Annotated in this window: 17 protein-coding genes; 8 read left to right on the forward strand and 9 right to left on the reverse strand. The window is 38.2% G+C overall.

Annotated features, from left to right (window positions below):
• Window positions 1–11 precede the first annotated feature (11 nt).
• Window positions 12–596, reverse strand: coding sequence for a tetratricopeptide repeat protein (locus tag WFN33_RS18550; protein WP_336954506.1), 585 nt, complete (start codon window positions 594–596; stop codon window positions 12–14).
• A gap of 46 nt (window positions 597–642) precedes the next feature.
• Complete coding sequence (gene mrcB / locus WFN33_RS18555) at window positions 643–3036, reverse strand: penicillin-binding protein 1B (RefSeq protein ID WP_035371136.1); 2394 nt, start codon at window positions 3034–3036, stop codon at window positions 643–645.
• A 195-nt stretch (window positions 3037–3231) separates the two neighbouring features.
• Between mrcB and WFN33_RS18560 the strand changes: the two genes are divergently transcribed.
• From WFN33_RS18560 to WFN33_RS18570, 3 genes are all read left to right on the forward strand, one after another.
• Window positions 3232–4134 carry an NAD(+) kinase gene (locus tag WFN33_RS18560; protein WP_004721877.1) on the forward strand — a complete coding sequence of 301 codons (903 nt, stop codon included), beginning with the start codon at window positions 3232–3234 and terminating at the stop codon, window positions 4132–4134.
• A gap of 2 nt (window positions 4135–4136) precedes the next feature.
• Window positions 4137–4403 (forward strand): YeaC family protein, encoded by a 267-nt coding sequence (locus WFN33_RS18565; RefSeq protein WP_004721875.1) that lies wholly within the window; start codon window positions 4137–4139, stop codon window positions 4401–4403.
• 196 nt (window positions 4404–4599) lie between these two features.
• Entirely contained in the window at window positions 4600–5064 is a 465-nt protein-coding gene (locus WFN33_RS18570) for a hypothetical protein (RefSeq protein WP_336954507.1), read from the forward strand.
• 27 nt (window positions 5065–5091) lie between these two features.
• Here WFN33_RS18570 and WFN33_RS18575 read toward each other — a convergent pair whose 3' ends face one another.
• The gene (locus tag WFN33_RS18575) at window positions 5092–6087 is read right to left on the reverse strand and encodes a glycosyl transferase family protein (protein WP_336954508.1); all 996 of its coding nucleotides are present in this window, start codon (window positions 6085–6087) and stop codon (window positions 5092–5094) included.
• Between the two features lie 419 nt (window positions 6088–6506).
• Between WFN33_RS18575 and WFN33_RS18580 the strand changes: the two genes are divergently transcribed.
• Window positions 6507–7868, forward strand: coding sequence for a dicarboxylate/amino acid:cation symporter (locus WFN33_RS18580; protein ID WP_004721869.1), 1362 nt, complete (start codon window positions 6507–6509; stop codon window positions 7866–7868).
• A 54-nt stretch (window positions 7869–7922) separates the two neighbouring features.
• On the opposite strand, the gene WFN33_RS18585 is transcribed toward WFN33_RS18580, so the two are convergent.
• On the reverse strand, window positions 7923–8993 hold the full coding sequence (locus tag WFN33_RS18585; RefSeq protein WP_336954509.1) for a hypothetical protein: 1071 nt from the start codon (window positions 8991–8993) through the stop codon (window positions 7923–7925).
• A 23-nt stretch (window positions 8994–9016) separates the two neighbouring features.
• Window positions 9017–9607 (reverse strand): peptide chain release factor H, encoded by a 591-nt coding sequence (prfH, locus tag WFN33_RS18590; RefSeq protein WP_336954510.1) that lies wholly within the window; start codon window positions 9605–9607, stop codon window positions 9017–9019.
• A 301-nt stretch (window positions 9608–9908) separates the two neighbouring features.
• Here prfH and cgtA point away from each other — a divergent pair, with 301 nt between their 5' ends.
• A complete protein-coding gene (gene cgtA / locus WFN33_RS18595) occupies window positions 9909–11132 on the forward strand; it encodes an Obg family GTPase CgtA (RefSeq protein WP_336954511.1) in 1224 nt (407 codons plus the stop codon).
• A 61-nt stretch (window positions 11133–11193) separates the two neighbouring features.
• Window positions 11194–12327, forward strand: coding sequence for a glutamate 5-kinase (gene proB / locus WFN33_RS18600; RefSeq protein ID WP_336954512.1), 1134 nt, complete (start codon window positions 11194–11196; stop codon window positions 12325–12327).
• A gap of 47 nt (window positions 12328–12374) precedes the next feature.
• On the opposite strand, the gene WFN33_RS18605 is transcribed toward proB, so the two are convergent.
• Genes WFN33_RS18605 through WFN33_RS18615 form a run of 3 tightly spaced genes read right to left on the reverse strand, consistent with a single transcriptional unit; the run spans window position 12375 to window position 14739 of the window.
• The gene (locus WFN33_RS18605; RefSeq protein ID WP_336954513.1) at window positions 12375–12896 is read right to left on the reverse strand and encodes a hypothetical protein; all 522 of its coding nucleotides are present in this window, start codon (window positions 12894–12896) and stop codon (window positions 12375–12377) included.
• Window positions 12897–12916: 20 nt separating this feature from the next.
• Entirely contained in the window at window positions 12917–13564 is a 648-nt protein-coding gene (locus tag WFN33_RS18610; protein WP_336954514.1) for an HAD-IB family hydrolase, read from the reverse strand.
• On the reverse strand, window positions 13531–14739 hold the full coding sequence (locus WFN33_RS18615) for a DUF1615 domain-containing protein (RefSeq protein WP_336954516.1): 1209 nt from the start codon (window positions 14737–14739) through the stop codon (window positions 13531–13533). Before WFN33_RS18615 ends, WFN33_RS18610 begins: the two co-directional genes overlap by 34 nt.
• 83 nt (window positions 14740–14822) lie before the next feature.
• Between WFN33_RS18615 and dusB the strand changes: the two genes are divergently transcribed.
• Window positions 14823–15845, forward strand: coding sequence for a tRNA dihydrouridine synthase DusB (dusB, locus tag WFN33_RS18620; protein WP_336954517.1), 1023 nt, complete (start codon window positions 14823–14825; stop codon window positions 15843–15845).
• Window positions 15846–15888: 43 nt separating this feature from the next.
• Here dusB and WFN33_RS18625 read toward each other — a convergent pair whose 3' ends face one another.
• The gene (locus WFN33_RS18625; RefSeq protein WP_336954518.1) at window positions 15889–16482 is read right to left on the reverse strand and encodes a DUF4291 domain-containing protein; all 594 of its coding nucleotides are present in this window, start codon (window positions 16480–16482) and stop codon (window positions 15889–15891) included.
• 206 nt (window positions 16483–16688) lie between these two features.
• Here WFN33_RS18625 and WFN33_RS18630 point away from each other — a divergent pair, with 206 nt between their 5' ends.
• Window positions 16689–17195: a DinB family protein gene (locus tag WFN33_RS18630; RefSeq protein ID WP_336954519.1), complete on the forward strand. Its 507-nt coding sequence runs from the start codon at window positions 16689–16691 to the stop codon at window positions 17193–17195.
• Window positions 17196–17218 lie beyond the last annotated feature (23 nt).

A 17218-nucleotide genomic window follows, 5' to 3' on the forward strand; every position in this document is an offset into this window, starting at 1 on the left:
GGCTTAAACAGTTATAAGCGTTGTAACTGTTTTTGCGCTTCTGCAATGCTCTGTTGACTTTTTAATTGCTGAGCAGCCTGCAAAATAACATTCCAAAAGGTTTTCTTTTGGGATGGACTTTGCGCATAACTTAAACCACGTCGCGCTAGAGATTCAGCATTCGCATACTGTTTCTTCTGATTGGCAATTTGAGCCAAATAAGAGAACACTTGTGCCGATTGTGGTGCTATACGTTGTGCATGGATTGCATAACGTTCAGCTTCATCCCATTGGCCCTTTTGATATGCGGTTTGAGTTTGTTGGATGAGCTGTTTAAATGCTGGGATATTTTCCCCATCCTCAAATTTTTGCGTTTGAGGCTTGGATTGCGGAGCAATCACGACAGGAACTTTTTCACGTTTAATTTCAGGGCGTTCATAAGGGGTAATTTTTACCCCATCTGGTGTAGCAACCCCATAGTCAGGTTGTTTAGATTTTGGCTTTTCAACAGATTTGCTCGGTTTAGAATTTTGTTGGGGTGTTGTTTGACACCCAGCCAAAGTTAATAGTCCGCTTAAACTTAGAATATAAGCGATTGTGCTTACATTTCGTTTCATCACAAATTCCTATTTAAAGCCAATTTACCCGTATATTTAACAGACCCTAGTTGTTATAACTACCACTCGAGATCACATGACCTCTTGAGTCCTGATCTAAACTGTCTTCACTTTCGCGAATATAGTTTTCTATACTATCACTTGAATGTGGTTGTGAAGTGTTTTGTTGCGTATCAGGTGTGGATTGAGGATCAACTTGATAATATGGCATGCCGCACTCTGTCGCACGATTAGGGACAGTGTGGCGTAATAATGGAATATATAGCGCGCCTTCACAGCCTTGTGCTGAAAGCTCCCCAGTTCGAGAGTCAATCCATTGCCATGAAATATCATCTGTTTGACGTAAATTCACTGGTTTTTGGCGTAATTGCTTCATGACATTGATCCAGACAGGTAATGCACCTGATGAACCTGTAAGCCCAGTAATTTTATTGTTGTCTAAGCCTAACCACACCACTGCTAAATTATTGCCTGAGTATCCAGCAAACCAAGAATCACGGGTATCGTTGGTTGTACCTGATTTACCCGCAAGTTTGAGATCAGCAGGTAATGTGTTGTAAGCCGCTTTACCCGTACCCGCAGACATAACTTGTTGTAAGCCAAAGTTCAATAAGAAGGCAGCAGAAGGGTCTATGGTCTGTTGTACATTTAAACCAAAACGTTCCAATAAACGACCATTAGAATCTACAACAGTACGGATAGCTTTGGTTGGATATTTAAATCCACCTGTTGCAAAGTTACCATAAATACTCATCACCTCCATTGGTGACATATCAACAGCCCCAAGGAAAATAGATGGGTAGTTTGGAATCTTTGAGGTCACGCCAAATTTAGACAAGTTATTGCTAAAAGTAGAGATCCCAAATTCATTACCTAAACGCACAGCAGACAAGTTATATGAGTTTGCTAAAGCTTGAGACATCGGAACATAGCCATGACCTGTTCCGCTATAGTTCTTTGGTGTCCAAGTTTGATTACCACTGACAGGTAAACTAATTGGCGCATCTTCGATTTGTGATGCCCAGTTATAACGACCTGATTCCAACGCGCTTAAATAAATCACAGGTTTAAGCAAAGAACCCACTTGACGTTTAGCATCTACAGTACGGTTAAAGCCAGTAAAGTCTTGGGTTGAACCAACAGCGGCAATTAATTCGCCATTTTCAGGGCGAGTAACTAAAACAGCGCCTTGTAGGTCTTTTAATCTTGCTGGGTTCGCATTGGCTAAACGGCTCACCGTTTCTCTAAAGCTCTTTTGCACTCTAGTTTGTGCAATTGGATCAAGTGTCGTAAAAATTCTTAAACCTTGGTTGGTTAAATCTGATTCTTGGTATTCAGTTTTAAGTTGACGACGTACAATATCTAAGAAGTCTGGGAAGCTTGCTGTACCTAATGTTGGTTTACGAACCACATTAAGCGGACGTGCAATTTCTTTTTCATATTGCGCTTGGTCTAAGTATCCCATCACCAGCATATTATTTAGCACAATATCGCGACGTTTTTTTGCGCCTTCAGGATTTTTCCAAGGGTTAAATAGGGTAGGACCTTGAACTAAACCGACCAAAAATGCTTGTTGTGAAATATTTAATTCGCTGAGTGGTAAGCCGAAATAGAATTGTGAAGCTAAGCCATAACCATTGACAGAATAGTTACCACTTTGACCTAAATTCACTTCATTTAAATAGGCTTCTAGAATTTCGTCTTTGCTGTAATGAAGCTCTAATAACAGCGACATCAGGGCTTCATTCACTTTACGTTTTAAGGTCTTTTCAGGGGTTAAGAAAAAGTTCTTAACCAACTGTTGGGTGAGTGTTGAACCACCCTGACGTTTACCACCGGTCACGTTACTGAGTAATGCACGCGCTGTACCACGGAATGAAATACCATGATGGCGATAAAAGTTTCTATCCTCTGTCGCGATTAAAGCTTCAATCAAAGGCTTAGGAACTTTATTTAATTTAATGAGGACACGGTCTTCATTGTGTTGCGGGTAGATACCCCCAATTAACATTGGCTCTAAACGTGCGATCCCAGTATTGGTCGGTTTGGTGGCTTTTACATCTGTAACAGTATCACCAGCAAAGGTCACTTGTAGGACTTGTTCTGGATCTACACTGTCACCAAAGTCAAAGCCACGTGTATGAACGTAAATTGTATTCGGTTGGGTAATATAGGTTCCCGATTTGGTATAGCTATCACTGTTTTTATAACCGAGTAATTTGAGTTCTTGTTCAAACTCTATTTGGGCAATTGGCGCAGTTGCATAGATTTCTAATGGACGAGCGAATACTTTCGCAGGAATATCCCAGCGATTGCCTTCAAACTTATCTCGAATAACATTGTCGAGGCGAATTAAGTAGACGCTAAATGCGAGAAATACTGCAATAATTAATACACAAAAAATCAGTGCAATTAAGCCTATACCACGTTCGGTCTTCATATACAGATAATAATACCCAAATTTATTTTCGCTAATCATGCGAAGCTTTTCTTAATTTTGCAATAATAAATCTGTGAAATACACAAATTTAAAGGCTTTTTAAACATTCTCGTTATTTTTCGTATATGAATGATTTTATAAACATATACTGAGAGTGTTATTATATCTCAGAATTTCAGTGGAGCTACCGCGTCTGTGCAAATTTCACCAAAGACCTTTCGTAATATCGGTTTAATTGGAAGACCAGATAAATCATCTGTGGTTGATACGCTTTGTCTTATACACGATCATTTATTAAGTTTGGGTCTGCATCCAGTTTTTGATACTGCTACAGCACAACTTGTACCTTATACCAATACACAAACTGTCAGTAAGAATCTGCTCGGTGAAGTGGTTGATTTGGTAATTGTTGTGGGTGGTGATGGTTCTTTATTACATGCTGCACGTGCATTGGTAAAATACAATATTCCTGTACTTGGGGTGAACCGCGGTCGCTTAGGTTTTTTAACAGATATAAAACCCACTGAAGTGCTGTTTAAGTTAGATCAAGTTTTAAAAGGTGAGTTTCAGCTTGATCGTCGCTTCTTATTGGAAATTGAAATTCGCAGTAAAAATGAAATAATTTATGATGCAATCGCTTTGAATGATGTGGTACTTCATTCTGGTAAATCTGTTCATATGATTGATTTTGAGCTGAACATTGATGGGCAATATGTTTATCGCCAACACAGCGATGGTTTAATTGTATCGACTCCGACAGGTTCAACGGCATATGCCTTATCTGGTGGCGGACCAATTTTACATCCAAGTATGGATGCGATTGCTTTGGTTCCAATGCACCCACATACGTTGTCATCAAGACCGATTGTGGTGGGTGGGCAAAGCGAAATTAAGATATTGATTCGTGAAAACCGTGTGTTGCCGATGGTCAGTGCCGATGGACAGCATAGCGTTTCATTAAATGTCGGTGATAGTTTGCATATTCGTAAACATCCCTTCAAACTAATACTTTTACATCCACCAGGTTATGACTTCTATATGGCTTGTCGTACTAAACTTGGCTGGAATCAAGATTTTGATTCTTTTCAGCGGGATTGACCATGAATATTGAACAGATGCTTTCTATTTTAGATGCTGACATTGTTGAGCGTTTAAAAACTGCGGTAGAAATTGGTAAATGGCCAAATGGTGTGGCGTTGACTGCTGAGCAACGTCAAACCTGTATGCAAGCAGTGATTGCTTGGGAACATCAGAATATACCTGAAAAAGAACGTACAGGTTATATCGATAAAGGGCATAAAGAAGAAGGTGAGGAATGTGATTCGCATGTGCCTGAGCCAGAATTTAAACCGATTCGTTTTATCTAACTGAGCAAAAGAACCCTTGAATCACAAAGTAGTTTCACTTTGTGATTCAAACACTCAATTTAAAAAACAATAATATTTAAACTGTTTCAATCATGATGCTATTAAAAAGATAAATACGTTTAAACGAGAAGTGCGTAATAAGGTGATAAAGATATTCAGAATGATAAAAATCTTAAAAAAAGATAAAGAGATTAAAATGCTCAAGCTGCTCAAAACAATAACGCGACTAAAAACAATAAAGCTTGCTCGACTCAGTTTATTTTGTATCACTGCAATTTCGACCAGTGTATTCGCTGAGCGAACAAGTGATGCAAGAAGTATTCAATGTTTATTAGATGTTACCGTAACCGCAAGTCAAAATTTCCAAACGCCTGTTACACAATATACATCAATTAAAAATGATGGTTATCCCATGCTGTTAATTGGTATAAAGATCCGTAATGCTTATACAGCCGACGCATCAAAAAAGATAAAAACGCATCATCTATATTGTTCAAGTCTGATTGGAAAGCAAAAAGATGCTTATTTATCTGGTCCTTATCAATCCAATAATATCGATGTCAAAATAGGTGATCAGTTGCAACTCATCAATATTCATTCTTCTGGAAAAAGTTATCCCTATTGGGCTGATTTTTATTTTATCCAAAAGCGTGATCAATAACGTTCACGCTTGTGTTTAAAGATGAAATTAGAAACGCGTGTTCCAAAGATGTTTTGCTTTACTCATGGCTTCTGGATAGTTATTTACAATACCCATGGTATATAAAGCAATGCCCATTGTTTCAGTGATGGCAATTTCTCCATACTCATGTGCTTGTTGGCCTTCCCAAACCGCTTTAAAAACAGCGAGATCAAGCTGTTCTTCTGTTGGGCTGCGGTTATCGGTTAATTTAGGCAATTCATGTTCATAAAGTTCACCATGTTGAATACCACAGATGAGGGTTTTGGCATCTGGATTGCGCTCAAACTCGCCACCTTCACCTTTAATCACAGCACTATTTTTATAACCTAATTGAAAGGCAGCTTGTTGATGTGAACTACGATAAGCAGGGTGGAAAATTGCCTGTAAGGTTGCTTTGGCATTGAATGGATTAATCAAACGAGCCAGTGTGTGAATCGGTGAGCGTAAACCCATCACATTCCTAAGATTGATCAAATCTGCCAAGATTGGAGAGATTACATTTAAAGGCAAATAAGCAAAATTTTGGGTGTCTAGTTGCTGTTTGACCTGTACTTCATTTTGGCAAATTGGAAAGCCTAAGTATTCTAAGACTTGTTCAGTATACACACGGTTCATGGTATGTCCGGATGCACCATGCATCACGATCTTATAGCCATGCTTTGAGAGTGTTAAGGCTGCCAATAAAAACCACGGGTAATGTTTGCGTTTACCTGCATAAGAAGACCAATCTAAATCCACAGCAAGTGGTTGAAAATTCAATTGGTCTTTGGTCGCTTGGACAAAGCCTGTCAGTTCATCTACAGACTCTTCTTTGACCCGAAGCAACATTAAAAATGCGCCAAGTTGTACGTCTAAGACTTCATTTTTCAAAATCATTGAAAAAGCTTGATAAGCTTCATCATAAGTTAATGATCGTGCACCATTTTTCCCTTTACCAACAATTCGCACAAACTGCGCAAAAGGATGTTCAAAGTCTTTATAAAGATTGCGTTTTGTATTCATGTCAAATGGATTAAGGGAGAGGAGACAGTGGAATACACTATGCCATAAATGGATCTAAATCGTATAGATATAGACGATATTAGACTAAGGTCTAAGCATAAATTGCACAGATGTTAGGCGAAATTAACATTTGCATAGAGATTGATCATCAAAAATTAATTAAAATAGCCTTGAAGAGCGTTTTATTTTTTATCTCCTGTTCTGTATTTATTCTTTTGGCCAAGGTGCCAGCGAGAATAAATCTTAAATATCGTCATTCGTTGTCATTGTTTTGGAAAACTGTCGTTTTCTGAAGGAATTTTTATTTGCTAAAAACCGACTTCCCAGAAGTTTTTATCGGGATTTTGGGCTGTGTCAGCAAATGGTAGCATTAACATTGGATATTTCTTCAAACAGAAATATAGAAAGAAGTAATTATCATGGCTAAGAAACCGCTGTATAAGTCACTCTATTTTCAAGTGATTGTTGCCATTATTTTGGGTGTGATAGTAGGGCACTACTTTCCAAGTGGTACTCAATTGATCAATGGTGTAGAGAAAAGTGTTCCTGGTTTAGGCGAACAACTCAAACCTTTAGGTGATGCTTTTATTAAGCTCATTAAAATGATTATCGCCCCTGTGATTTTCTGTACCGTGGTCAGTGGGATTGCGGGCATGGAAAGCATGAAATCAGTGGGTAAGACCGGTGGTATTGCACTTTTATACTTTGAAGTCGTATCTACCATTGCCCTGATTATTGGTTTAGTTGTTATCAATATCGCCAAACCGGGCGTTGGTATGAATGTTGATCCTGCGACTTTAGATACCACTGGTATCAGTAAGTATGTGGAATCAGGTGCATCACAATCTACCGTTGATTTCTTTTTGCATATCATTCCAAATACCGTTGTGGGTGCATTTGCAGAAGGTGAAATTCTACAAGTTCTTTTATTTGCCTTATTGTTTGGTTTTGCATTACATAAACTTGGCGATGCTGGAAAACCAGTATTAAGATTGATTGATCAAATTTCACATGTGTTCTTTAACATTGTGAATATGATTATGAAACTTGCGCCAATCGGTGCTTTTGGTGCGATGGCATTTACCATTGGAAAGTATGGGATTGGTAGCTTAGCGCAACTTGCACAGTTAATTCTTTGTTTCTATATCACGTGTTTGTTGTTTATCTTTATTATTCTAGGTTCAATCAGTCGTTTCTGCGGATTTAGCATTTTAAAAATGATTCGTATGATTCGTGAAGAATTGTTGATTGTATTGGGTACATCTTCTTCAGAATCTGTATTACCACGTATGCTGAAAAAGCTTGAAATTGCTGGCTGTGAAAAGTCTGTGGTTGGCTTGGTAATTCCAACAGGTTATTCATTTAACCTTGATGGTACCTCTATTTATTTGACTATGGCGGCGATCTTTATTGCACAAGCAACCAATACTCAACTGGATATTTGGCATGAAATTACCTTGCTTGCAGTCTTGTTGATTTCATCAAAAGGCGCAGCAGGTGTAACTGGTTCAGGCTTTATTGTAATGGCAGCAACTTTGGCTGCTGTAGGTAATATCCCAGTCGCTGGTTTGGCTTTGATTTTAGGTATTGACCGTTTCATGTCTGAAGCACGCGCATTGACTAACTTGGTGGGTAACTCTTTGGCAACGATTGTGGTTGCCAAGTGGGTTGGAAAGCTGGATGTTGAGAAGCTCAATGATGCTTTAAATAACCCAGCTGAAGTGGATCGTAAAATGCTTGAAGAATCAAATCAACCTCAATTGGATTTGCAGAAGTCTTAATTTTATTCTGTTGTAAATCAAGGAAGCTCAGGCTTCCTTTTTTAATGTCAATATTTAGATATAGCTTGTTTCATAAATGGTTTTATTTGCAAAAGACAGTAAGCTGTGCCTACTCTTATATTGCTTTTGTGGACGCAAATTATCGATTTGATTTAACAAAATTCGATCAGCAATGACATAAATCGTAATATTCTGATCACCTACAATTATTAATAAATTTTGATCAGCATATAAATTAAAAACTTGTTGAGTTTGTTCGGGTATTTCCCAATAGTTTGCTGAATAATCATCGTCCCACATTGTTTTTGCGAGTGAAAGAAGATGTATTCCTGATCGATTTTTAGGTTCAGGTTTAAGGTCAAACTCTTCTTGATCCCACAGTTCAATATTCCAAATGGCAACATGTTGATCATCAAGCCAGCACATTAAAGCATTCCAGTTTTCTCGATAACATAATGTTTGGACACTTGAGCCATCTTCACTTTCAAAAGGGTTATGTTTAAACCATTGACTAAGTGACCAAACTTTGGGAGAAGCTACAGGATGCCATATCCAACCATCATCTAAAATATAATCATTGTTTGGACTGACATATAACGCGCCATGAAAGTAATCTAAATAGTGTTTAGGAGGTTCAGTTTCATAAGCTGCAATATAGCGCTCAGTCAAAAGCTGATTTGTGGTTAAATTAAATGCTTCAAGTCGATTCCAGTCACTTCTATAAATACAAATATCTTGTGAATTGAACTGTGTAAAAGCCAATGAGAAAGACACGGTATCTTCATAATAACTTTGACTATCAATGTGTAGAACTGTCTCCAGTGTTTGAGTATTTATTACAACTCCAAATTGCCCATGATCGACATAAACTGCGATAAATTTTCCATTGGTACTACATTTAATTTGGTATTTAGGGGTACCGTAATGACGGAGTTCTCGATTATTTAGAATTGGAAGCGGAAGGGGCGTTATGGATAGCTGTTGTAATTGCTGTTGAGTTAAGTTGTAGCAATATAAATAGCCTTTTTCGGTGACGATATAAATTTTGCATGTATCTGAATCAATAGCTGTAATATCTAAAATTTCGCTATCTAAACCTTTTAAATTATAGTGTTTTTGTTTCATGTAATTCTCTTTTTAACATATTTCTACTTCTTAAAACTGCGTATAGCATTGCCTCGCTCGATCAACGCGTGTTGTAAATGTTGAGCGTGTTTCTGATGGGCTTGCTGGCTCTCCATCTGTTGTCGTAGTTTGAGTGCAATCAACTCTTTTGCCACACGCTTATTGGCATGTTGGCTCCGTTCAGACATGACCTTTACACTTATTCCAGATGCAACATGAGTTGCATGAACAGCAGAGTCAGTTGTGTTGACATGCTGTCCACCAGCACCAGAAGCACGACGGGCCTGAAAAGTGATGGTGTCATCTGGAGGGAGTTGCAACGGTGTATCGAAAAGCGTAATGCCTACAAACCAGTTTTTACGTTTATGTTGTGGGCGAATTGGACTTTGAAACTTCCATTGAATTGTACCGAGCCAAGTATTGAGCCATATTCGGGCATTCTCATCGATACTGAGCAGCACCGAAGAATAACCATGTTGAGTCGCATTGCTTTCAATTGGTTGGAGTGGATCTTTTTTTGTTTTGGCTTCTTTGTGTATTTCTTCAAGCGTATATTTTACAGCAAGTTCACATTCTGCGGGTCCAAGCGCAGCACTGAGTTGGACAATAGACAATATAAGTTTTCCTTAAAATTAATTTGGACGATCGAAAATCAAAAAAATGCATGCAAATAAATAGAAATTGTGAAATTCATAAAATTAAGTGTGATTTAATTTTGAATTATTGATTTTCAGCTAACTGATTATAGAAAAATATGTGAATAAAAAACAATCGAAATCTAATAAAAATATGCATTATCAAGCCTCTGATCAAAAATGTTTAAGAAAATTCATGCTCAGCTGAATAATACTATTCGAGAAATTTTTGAAAATATGGCAGAATATGGGGTTTTAAAGATTTTAGAGGATTGGCAACATGCGCTTTGTTGATGAAGCAGTCATTACCGTAGAGGCTGGCGACGGTGGCAATGGCGTAGCCAGTTTTCGCCGTGAAAAATTTGTACCATTTGGTGGTCCAGATGGTGGTGATGGTGGTCGTGGTGGCAGCGTATATATTCAAGCTGACAACGATACCAGTACCTTAGTAGATTATCGTTATACCCGTAAATTTCGCGCTGAACGTGGTAAAAACGGTGCTGGCGCAAACTGTGCTGGTCGTGGTGGTGAATCAGTTATTCTGAAAGTTCCAGTAGGAACAACCATTGTAGATACAGAATCTGGCGATATTATTGGTGATTTGGTTGAAGATGGCCAAAAGGTTTTAGTTGCACATGGTGGCGATGGTGGTTTGGGGAATACTCATTTCAAATCATCGACCAACCGTTCTCCGCGTAAATGTACACATGGTATTAAAGGTGAATATCGTGAAATTCGTTTAGAGCTAAAAGTTCTAGCGGATGTAGGTTTATTGGGAATGCCGAATGCAGGTAAATCTACCTTTATTCGCGCAGTATCAGCAGCTAAGCCAAAAGTTGCAGATTATCCATTTACAACAATGGTACCGAATTTAGGTGTGGTCGATGCAGATCGTCATCGTTCATTCGTTATGGCAGATATTCCTGGATTGATCGAAGGGGCGGCGGAAGGTGCTGGTTTAGGGATTCGTTTCCTTAAGCATTTAGCACGTACACGTATTCTGTTGCATATTGTTGATGTACAACCGATTGATGGTTCAGATCCTGCCTACAATGCCAAAGCGATTGTGGAAGAGTTGAAAAAGTTCTCACCTACATTGGCTCAATTACCGATTGTTCTTGTTTTAAACAAACTTGATCAATTAAGTGATGATACTCAAGAAGAATGGTGTAATCATATTCTTGAAGAATTACAATGGGATGGTCCTGTATTTAAAACTTCAGGCTTGCTTGAGGAAGGTACCAAACCTGTTGTGTATTACCTCATGGATCAAATCGAGCAACAACGTGAGTTGGAAGACGAAGATCCAGAGTATGCAGCGAAAATGAAAGCATTCCGTGATCAGCTTGAAGCTGAAACACGTGAGCAAACGATTGCTGCAAAAGAAGCTTATCGTGAAATGCGTCGTCAACAACGTCTTGCTGGTATTTTGGCAGAGGAAGAAGATGATGAGGATGACGATGGCGAGGATGATGGCGAAATGGAAGTGTACTACGTACGCTAATTTCTAAGGGTATCTATCATTTCCAACGATACCCATTTAGAAAAGAAAGACCGAGGACAAGATGATAGAAGTGGTAGATGGGCAACGTCAGCTCAAGGCTTTAAAACGTATCGTTGTTAAAATCGGATCATCTTTACTCACAGCAAATGGGCAAGGTTTAGATTTGGATGCAATTTCGCATTGGGCGAAACAAATTGCAGATCTACACAATGCAGGACACGAGATTATTCTTGTGTCTTCAGGTGCTGTGGCTGAAGGGATGGTTCGTATGAAGCTAGAGAATCGACCCACCGATTTACCCAGTCTACAAGCTTGTGCTGCCATTGGTCAGATGGGGTTAATTCATACATGGTCAAGTGTGTTGGAAAAGCATTTTATCCAAACAGCACAAGTCTTGTTAACTCATGATGATCTTGCCGATCGCCGTCGTTATCTTAACTCATGTGATGCCTTGCAAAATTTAATAGATTGGAAAGTGATTCCTGTAATCAATGAAAATGACACAGTGTCTACTGATGAAATTCGCTTTGGTGATAATGATACGCTTGCAGCAATGGTTGCAGGGCAAGTTCATGCAGACTTACTGATCATTTTGACTGATCAGCAAGGGATGTTTGATTCAGACCCGCGTTCTAATCCAAATGCAAAATTGTTCCATACTGTTCGTGCAATGGATGAAACCTTGTTTGATATGGCCGGTGGTGGTGGTAAGTTTGGTCGTGGTGGTATGTTGACCAAAGTTCGCGCTGCTCGTCTGGCTGCCAAGTCAGGTTGTCCAACGCTGATTGCCAGTGGTGAAAGTGATAATGTATTGGCTCGTTTAATGGCGGGTGAATTATTGGGTACTTTATTCATTACTGATGATGATCGTGTTACAGCACATCAACAGTGGTTAGCTGCACACCTTCAAACTGCAGGGCGTTTGGTTTTAGATGATGGTGCTGTCAAAGCCATCAAGGAAAACCATCGTAGTTTGTTGCCTGTAGGGGTGAAAGCTGTTGAAGGGCATTTTGATCGTGGTGATGTTGTGGAATGTGTTGATCAGTATGGTCATCGAGTCGCGGTTGGACGAGTGAACTTTAGTTCGCGTTCTGCTGAAACTGTCAAAGGTTTGGCTTCGGATAAAGTGTATCAGGTGCTAGGTGAAGCACGTTCTTTAGAAATGATTCATCGTAATCACATGTCAATTTATTGATTGGTTTTAAGATTTCTAAGAAATATAACCTCGCTTTGGCGGGGTTTTTATTTGGGTGTGATTAATGGTGATTTTTCGTTGTATAAATCGGATTTAAAAACTTTATGGCCGACCCATGACTTTAAGTAAAAGTGTTGGTCATGGAAGCGAGAGCCTCCTTGTACGCCTTTGCCAAAATTTTCATCGTTATTTAATTTACGTTTGATCGCATTAAAAAAGCTTTTAATATTTTTATCGGGTGTTTTTGAGATGATTCTTAAACTTATTTTTTCTAACGTATCCTCTGTTTCTCGACCACCTTTACCTGCAATGGCATATATACAGTATTCATCTTTGTAGATTTTATCTTTACTGATGTATTGAGCTTGATCGAGAAAATAGAAGCCAAGATTTGGATGATCATATTGGCTAAGTTGTTCTTGTAAATTATCAGGAGTGGCAATTTTCATTTGAATTTTATGATCTGAATCAAAATATTCAATTGCCATTTCAATTTGATATTTCTCTAACTCATGTTGAATATAGGGATAGAATTCAGCGAGTGGCATGATGATATTGATATAGGACATTGAAAAATCTCAGTGCTGAATTAGGCAAATTTTTTTTCGTCTTCTAAATAGGGTAAAACCTGATCCTTGCCAACCATATATTGATAGTCGGCCAAATGAAGCATATCCAAATCTTCTTCACTGTTGCCATAGGCAAATATTTTGTCGTATTGGTCTAAATCATATTTTTCTAAGATGCGTAGTCGTTTTTGTTCACAACTACAATCTGGCGTGGAATAGTGACCAGTAAACTTTCCATCTATAACTTCAGTACCCGTACAGATTAGATCTATATCCAATATTTGACAAATGATTTTGAGGTAAATATCTACTGATGCTGAAACTAATACAACATCATCACCATTATCTTGATGTTTTAATAATTGCTCATAAAGGTTTTGATCCAGTTCCCTGACCAAACGTTGGGCATATTCATTTGCAATATCTTGAATTTCATTGGCATCGGCTTGTTTAAACATTGCATTAAATAATTTGATACGCATGGAGTTGGCAGGGTAGATGTTTAAATAATAGGCCTGAATCCACGGTAAAATTTTGATGCCTTGCTTTACGATGTGTCTTTTTGATAAAGCATAGAAAATAAACCCTGTGAAACTGTCTTTTTTACACAAGGTACCGTCAAAATCAAATAATGCTAAATTTTTAAACGTTTTGCTCTGTGCATACATGTTTCATATCTTCCGTTTACGCGGCTTGCGTACCAGTTAGTATTATAATCACGACTCAATTTAGGCCCAGAAATGACAACTTCAGGCATTATGGCATACATTGGATCTTTGCCCGTTTTATTCTTATAAAGTTTAGATACTGCGATATAAGTTTGAGTTTTTTCAAAATCTTGCTGCTTTTCGTCTTTTAAATCACTACGTAACTGTCGAGGGGTAACTAAAATATTATTTTTTGAAAATAAAGCAGTAAGCGCCTTCTCTGTATCAGTAATCGCTGGACGTGGATCCCCATTTTTGTCATAAGAGAGCAAATCACCATCAAGTGCAAGATCAGCTTCAGTCAGCTTATCGATCATTTTTTGAAAAGCGGCATTTCGACTCGAATACATCCCTGAGTTATAGTCGGCAAAACGATAAATCGGTTTATCATAGTCTGCCGGATACATCATTAAACGATGAATTCCATAGTATAAACCACCAAATTCGGTATACAGGTCATCACGTAATTCATTGATGTTCATACTGCTACGTTTATGCTCTTTGGCATAATTGATATGAACCTGCATGGAACCTAATGTGGTGATTGGGTTCATTTTTTCAGCAATATCTTGACCAACAAATTTGGCCGCACCCGTCAGCGCACTCACATGATAATGCTTTGCCATATAGTCAAAGATTTCACGATAAAGTACGTCTAAATCTTTTTCAGTGCGGACACGGCTCATTTGTTTTAAATAGTTATCATTTGGCGAGGGCTGGTTTTTTAAAACATTCTCAAAATATGAAGCAACAGTACCACCAATTGTGGTTCCAAGTTTATCTTCAAATTTTTCATTTAAACGTGTGGTGACTTCTTTTACCGCTTTATCCCCCAAACCTGGTACAACAGGATTGGCAACAAAGTTAGATTCCTGATCAACCACCGCAATGATGGTGCAGATATTTTCTTTGTTGGTTGGAATTTTTAATTCATTGGAAATATCGTAGATGTCTTTTGCCCAAGAGTCACGTTGATTGACACGATTGGGAATCAGTTTTCTGATTTGCTCTTGTTTTAATTGTTCATCATCTTCATTGGCAAACCATGAACCTTTACCACAAGCAACTAGGCTTAAAGAAAGAGCTAACACGCTGAAAGATTTAAGAAATGCGTGATGTCGAACTAATTTTTTCATATCGAAGAAAACATACTCAGAAAATGATGAGCCACTATGGCAGATGCAGTATACTATGAAGGTCTAAAAATGTATGAATATATATGTATATTGGTCCTTATCAACTGTCAAATAATTTAATCGTTGCACCTATGGCAGGAGTTACAGACCGTCCGTTTAGGACACTGTGCAAATACTTTGGCGCTGGGCATGCGGTAAGTGAAATGATGACCTCTGATCAGACCTTACGTATGACCAAAAAGAGTTTATATCGGGCAAATTTTGATGGTGAATTAGCACCGATTTCAGCGCAAATTGCAGGGTCTGAACCAGATCAGTTAGCTGAGGCAGCACGTTATCAAGTTGCAAATGGTGCGCAAATTGTCGATATCAATATGGGATGCCCAGCAAAAAAAGTTTGTAATAAACTGGCAGGTTCAGCATTGCTGAAAGATGAAGATTTGGTTGCCCGAATTTTAGATGCAGTGGTTAAAGCGGTGGATGTGCCTGTGACGTTAAAAACGCGGTTAGGTTTTTTAAATGGTCATGAGAATATTATCCGTGTGGCGAAACGAGCAGAAGAAGCAGGAATTGCAGCCTTAGCCTTACATGGTCGTACCCGTGAGGATATGTATTTAAATACGGCACGTTATAGTTTGATTAAAGAAGTCAAACAGATGCTCTCTATTCCTGTGATTGCCAATGGTGATATCGACAGCCCTGAGAAAGCCAAATATGTATTGGACTATACTGGTGCTGATGCCGTTATGATTGGACGTGCAGCCCAAGGGCGTCCGTGGATTTTTCGTGAAATTGCCCATTATTTAAAAACAGGTGAATATTTAGCAGCACCAGATATTCAAGAAGTAAAACAAGTTTTACTGGGCCATTTGTCTGAACTTTATCAGTTCTATGGTGAATACTCAGGTTGCCGTATTGCACGCAAGCATATTGCTTGGTATACCAAAGGTTTACATTCAAGTAATGAATTTCGTCAAAATATGTATAAAGTGGAAAGTACAGTTGAACAAGCGAAAGTCGTTGAGGATTACTTTAATCACTTGCTTGAACAAGGCAATACGATGAGTGATGTACAGGTTGAATCGGTAAATTTATTGGATGTGTAATCAATAAGGTGTAATCAGTATAGGAGCGAACTCCCATACTGAACTACCTAATCACTAAATGTTTTTTTAATGCATTATTTAAAGGATAAATACGTTGTTTAGGCAAGAGTTTTTCAGCGTGATGATACTGTCCTAAACGTCGAAATTGCGCCATCTTATCTACAAGAGGGGTGATATCTTGGATTGAATGAATCGCAGTGTTGTTAAACGCTTGAATTAAAAAACGACTAATCCCAATTTGAATACTCCGCTGTTCAAGCTTAGTTCCTTTTAAATTCCGTTCAGGATCCCACTGAATATGTACCCTTGCATTTTCAAAAGCTTCAAACCATTGCTCACCATTTTTATGCCCAGAGAGTGTCGGGTCGGTATGTACACTTTGTTCTAGTAAATATTCCCAAAAATCACGTTTGATACGGATTGCTAAGATATGATTTTGGTTGGATTTTGTCGCCCAATGACTGCGTCCCATTAGCCATAAAAATGAAGGTTTTATCCATGTCATTCTTTGAAAGGAAAAAGGTGAAACAAATTTTTGTTGTTGGACTGCCAAATGGGCAATATGTTGATTATAGGCTTGATAAACCGTAATCGTGTCACGGTCATATAGCGCACGTATTTGATGATAGGCAGACATGATAAATCTCACTTTTAATTTGAATAAGTTGTTGAAAATTTATAACTTAATCAAATAAGTGAAAAATGATTCACCGATTGGCAAAAAATTTGATTTAACATGAGCATCAAGCTAGCTTTATTGATTTTATCGCTATTCTAGTCAAAATGGCATTTTTATCAAGCTGATTATATTTTATACACCCATAATAATGGTTTATTTAAGTCATGAATAAAGATTCTTTGAGAATACTGGCACAATACAATATATGGGCAACCCAGCGTCTTTGTGAAAGTTTAAAAGCTGTGTCCGATGATGATTTTAACAAAAATGTTGGTCTTTATTTTAAAAGCATTGCTGGCACTTTGAATCATTTGCTATTGGGGGAACATTATCTTTGGTATTCACGCTTTAAGCAGGGTGTATCACCTGCAATTGCATTAGATACTATCATCCAAACTGAAAAAAACCTATTACTGGACGAATTACAAGAGAAGTCGAATAACTGGATTGAGTTTCTAGAGCAGTTAGATGAAAAAACCTTAAATGCAGATTTAACCTATAAACGAGTTTCTGGACAAGAACTGACTTTGCCTTATGCTGCTACTCTTATGCATGTATTTAATCATGGCACACATCATCGTGGGCAAATTACTGCTGCAATGACAGGATTGGGGTATGTATGCCCCGAATTAGATTTGGTGTATATGTTAGTTGAACAAAGCCAAGCATAGTAAGTATAAATAGAAGCTGTCGC

The sequence above is a fragment of the Acinetobacter sp. AS167 genome (assembly GCF_037152175.1).
Lineage (GTDB): Bacteria > Pseudomonadota > Gammaproteobacteria > Pseudomonadales > Moraxellaceae > Acinetobacter.

What these genes read in the sequence shown, in the direction of transcription:
- WFN33_RS18605 (WP_336954513.1), bottom strand. Translation starts at nt 12,896, where the DNA reads ATGTCCTATATCAATATCATCATGCCACTCGCTGAATTCTATCCCTAT.
- WFN33_RS18585 (WP_336954509.1), bottom strand. Translation starts at nt 8,993, where the DNA reads ATGAAACAAAAACACTATAATTTAAAAGGTTTAGATAGCGAAATTTTA.
- WFN33_RS18570 (WP_336954507.1), top strand. Translation starts at nt 4,600, where the DNA reads ATGCTCAAGCTGCTCAAAACAATAACGCGACTAAAAACAATAAAGCTT.
- proB (WP_336954512.1), top strand. Translation starts at nt 11,194, where the DNA reads ATGATAGAAGTGGTAGATGGGCAACGTCAGCTCAAGGCTTTAAAACGT.
- WFN33_RS18610 (WP_336954514.1), bottom strand. Translation starts at nt 13,564, where the DNA reads ATGTATGCACAGAGCAAAACGTTTAAAAATTTAGCATTATTTGATTTT.
- WFN33_RS18625 (WP_336954518.1), bottom strand. Translation starts at nt 16,482, where the DNA reads ATGTCTGCCTATCATCAAATACGTGCGCTATATGACCGTGACACGATT.
- WFN33_RS18615 (WP_336954516.1), bottom strand. Translation starts at nt 14,739, where the DNA reads ATGAAAAAATTAGTTCGACATCACGCATTTCTTAAATCTTTCAGCGTG.
- WFN33_RS18565 (WP_004721875.1), top strand. Translation starts at nt 4,137, where the DNA reads ATGAATATTGAACAGATGCTTTCTATTTTAGATGCTGACATTGTTGAG.
- dusB (WP_336954517.1), top strand. Translation starts at nt 14,823, where the DNA reads ATGTATATTGGTCCTTATCAACTGTCAAATAATTTAATCGTTGCACCT.
- cgtA (WP_336954511.1), top strand. Translation starts at nt 9,909, where the DNA reads ATGCGCTTTGTTGATGAAGCAGTCATTACCGTAGAGGCTGGCGACGGT.
- mrcB (WP_035371136.1), bottom strand. Translation starts at nt 3,036, where the DNA reads ATGAAGACCGAACGTGGTATAGGCTTAATTGCACTGATTTTTTGTGTA.
- WFN33_RS18575 (WP_336954508.1), bottom strand. Translation starts at nt 6,087, where the DNA reads ATGAATACAAAACGCAATCTTTATAAAGACTTTGAACATCCTTTTGCG.
- WFN33_RS18630 (WP_336954519.1), top strand. Translation starts at nt 16,689, where the DNA reads ATGAATAAAGATTCTTTGAGAATACTGGCACAATACAATATATGGGCA.
- WFN33_RS18550 (WP_336954506.1), bottom strand. Translation starts at nt 596, where the DNA reads ATGAAACGAAATGTAAGCACAATCGCTTATATTCTAAGTTTAAGCGGA.
- WFN33_RS18580 (WP_004721869.1), top strand. Translation starts at nt 6,507, where the DNA reads ATGGCTAAGAAACCGCTGTATAAGTCACTCTATTTTCAAGTGATTGTT.